The sequence below is a fragment of the Microcystis sp. M_QC_C_20170808_M9Col genome (assembly GCF_007095495.1).
GTDB classification, from domain to species: Bacteria; Cyanobacteriota; Cyanobacteriia; order Cyanobacteriales; family Microcystaceae; genus Microcystis; species Microcystis aeruginosa.
Genome location: NZ_SFBZ01000152.1, coordinates 1 through 2,566 on the forward strand (window position 1 = coordinate 1; position 2,566 = coordinate 2,566).

Annotated in this window: 1 protein-coding gene; it reads right to left on the minus strand. The window is 46.5% G+C overall.

The window, feature by feature from the left end; genetic code table 11:
* Nucleotides 1–709: 709 nt before the first annotated feature.
* Nucleotides 710–2,398 carry a SulP family inorganic anion transporter gene (locus EWV68_RS09070; RefSeq protein WP_287169552.1) on the minus strand — a complete coding sequence of 563 codons (1,689 nt, stop codon included), beginning with the start codon at nt 2,396–2,398 and terminating at the stop codon, nt 710–712.
* Between the last annotated feature and the right edge of the window lie 168 nt (nt 2,399–2,566).

The following is a 2,566-nucleotide window of genomic DNA, read 5'->3' on the forward strand; positions in this document are numbered from 1 at the left end:
AAGTTCTTGTTGTTGCTCTGGAGTCATTTTTGTCTTTTCCCTACTCTTTTCTCTATCCCATACCCAATTGATGCTTTTGTCAAGTAGTTTATTTGTTCTTCAGCTTTGACTTGCTCCCTAGTTTTTCCCCTGGCTGGGACATTTATCTAATTATAACAGCTATGAGTCAGTAGTAGTAGTAGTAGCTATCGCTAACGCACCAAATAAATTAATGATAGATAGGTGCGTTACGACGGATGGTTAGATTCAAGTTTAAGCAGAGATTGTCGCCGTCTAACGCGCCCTAAATTCTGCCAAACGCAGATAGGAAAAACTCAGGCGATTGCTTTAACTCCAGCGTTCAATTTCTCTAGCAGCGGCGGGACTTAATTCGCTCATTGTTTTTGACACTAAGCAAGACAATTTAAGGCATTTTTTAACTATAGCAGTTCTAGATGTTGGGGTTGGGGGTTTAGTTTTGGGGTATTAGTTGAAATTTCTCCATTTCCCTATCCTCGTCAATTGTGGATCAAAGCAGCTTGACATCCATATCTTGATGAAGTTATCAAAGTTACTCTGGTTTGAGACTATCTAAAATTAATTGTATATAGCGTTTTTCAGTCTGCTGAGGTACAAAAGTTATGGGTTTTAGGCAAAAGGCAAGAGGCAGAAGGCAAAAGGGAAGAAAAATAGGTGTACCTCACTAGCTTAGGAAACGCTATAGTATCAGTTAACGATGTTTAAAAGCTTCGATCGCCGCCGGCAAAGTATAGTAAATCCTCTCCTCGCTAATTTTATCTAACAAGCGGGAACGTTGCAATTCTAAGTACAGATCGTGTTTAACCCTAGCGAGGGCGAAAACTATACCCTGTCTTGATAATTCTGCTGCCAATTCCTCAAGAATCTCCACTGCTGTACTATCCAATTCCCCAAGGGCCTCCGTATTCAAGACAAACCATTCTACCGGTTTCGTCTCCCGGGCAATGGCACTGAGAGCGCGACGTTTAAAGTCGGCCGCATTAGCAAAAAATAAGGGGGCATCGTAACGATAGATAACTAATCCCGGTATTGTTTGCGCTTCTGGCCAATCCTGGAGTGCGTGTAAACCCATCACCCCCGGAACCGTACCCAAGACCGCATCATCGGGCCGGGTAATGCGGGCCAATAAATCGATAACCGAGAGACCGATGGCGATAGCAACCCCGCTTAAAATCCCCGTGGTTAGCACCCCCACCATGGTCAGGACAGCGAGATTAAACTCACTATTGCGAAAGCTTTTTAGTCGTTTAGCGCCGGCAATATCCACCAGTTTACAGGCCGCATAAATCACCAGCGCACCCAAGGCAGCCTTGGGAAAGAGTGCCAGTATCGGACCGAGGAAGAAAATGACCGCCACCACCACCCCTGCCACCACCAGGGAGTAAAGCTGACTTTTACTACCCACGGAATCGCCCACCGCGGTGCGACTGGCGCTGCTGCTGATGGGAAATCCCTGACAAAAACCCGCCGCCAGATTCCCCAGTCCCAGGGCTAAAAATTCTTGATTGGCATCGATTTCTTGGTTATGGCGTGCGGCGAAGGCTCTAGCGGTCAAGACGTTATCGGAATAGCCCACCAGGGCAATGCCGACGGCCGCGGTTACTAGGGGTAGTAATTGGGAAAAATCTAGGGTTGGTAAGCCAAAATTGGGCAAAGTCTTGCTAATTTTCCCCACTACTGCCACCCCCTCTTGATCGAGATGGAGGGTGGCGACGGCGAGGGTTCCCAGTAAAACCGCCAGCAAGGGCCCCGGTGCTTTGGGAAAATATTTTTGGATGACAAATAGAAATAGTAGCAGCAATAGAGCTAGGCTAAGGGTTGGCCAGTGCCATTGGTTTATTCCCCTAAAAAAAGCTAAAATTTCTTTAAAAACCGTATTTTCACGGATTGACAAACCACTAATTTTACCCAGTTGTCCTGCAATCATGATCACTGCCACTCCCGCCATATAACCGATTAGGATCGGTTTGGAGAGTAAATTAGCTAGAAATCCCAAGCGGGCGATATAACCAACTAAACAGATTAAACCGACCATTAGGGCTAAAAAAGCCGCTAAACTGCCGTAATTTTCTCCTTGAAGGCTTACCATAGGTGCGATCGCTGCCGCCGTCATCACTGCCGTGGTCGATTCTGGTCCGAGGGATAGTTGCGATGAGGAGCCGAAAAGGGCGTAAACTAGGGCGGCTGGCACGAGAGTCCACAATCCCACCACCGGCTCGACCCCGGCCAGGTCGCCGTAAGCCATACACTGGGGAATAGCGTAGGCCGCCACGGTGACACCGGCGAGTATATCTCGGCCCAGCCACTGCCATTGATAGGAGCGCAGGTTTTTTAGCCCCGGTAAATCAGGAAAATCGACTCGTCGGGAGTTTTTACTCATATTTTTTCTCTTAACGGCGACTTAACCTAATTTTAACGGAAGAATTAGCTAGGGTTTGCTGAAAAAGTCATTGAAAAGTACAGGTCTCTTAATCAATGATTTCACTTAGCTACAAGCATAAGCTTTAGTTGTTGATTAATTTTTAAGTCATAACTTATCCTAATCATT

Excerpts from the sequence above, each read along its gene's own strand:
- EWV68_RS09070 (WP_287169552.1), bottom strand. The coding sequence starts at position 2,398 with ATGAGTAAAAACTCCCGACGAGTCGATTTTCCTGATTTACCGGGGCTA.